The 282-nt window shown below is 44.7% G+C and carries 1 protein-coding gene; it reads right to left on the bottom strand.

From position 1 onward, the window contains the following. On the bottom strand, nt 1-282 hold a 282-nt coding region (locus C1E58_RS02580; RefSeq protein ID WP_193441731.1), incomplete at both ends, for a 4-alpha-glucanotransferase.

The raw sequence follows: 282 nt of genomic DNA, 5'->3' as shown, positions 1-282 counted from the left end.
GTACCATATCGTATATCTTAAAGGATTCACGTAAACGAGCAACCCACCAAGTAAATCCGTCATGCTTCATCGCTTCCCAATCATAAATCGGATTGCCCCAAAGCTGACCAATTTCCGAAAAGGCATCTGGTGGACATCCTGCAACCACACTCGGTTTGCCTTCTTCATCCGTTTTAAAGAAATGTGGATTAGCCCACATATCGGCAGAATCAGCCGCGATATAAATCGGCATATCCCCAACAAACTCAACACCTTTGGCATTGGCATAAGCCTTTAAAGCCT

Source organism: Streptococcus suis (assembly GCF_002964575.1).
GTDB classification, from domain to species: domain Bacteria; phylum Bacillota; class Bacilli; order Lactobacillales; family Streptococcaceae; genus Streptococcus; species Streptococcus suis_R.
The sequence above is the reverse complement of the archived record's forward strand: the minus strand, read 5'-3'. Positions and strand labels throughout refer to the sequence as shown.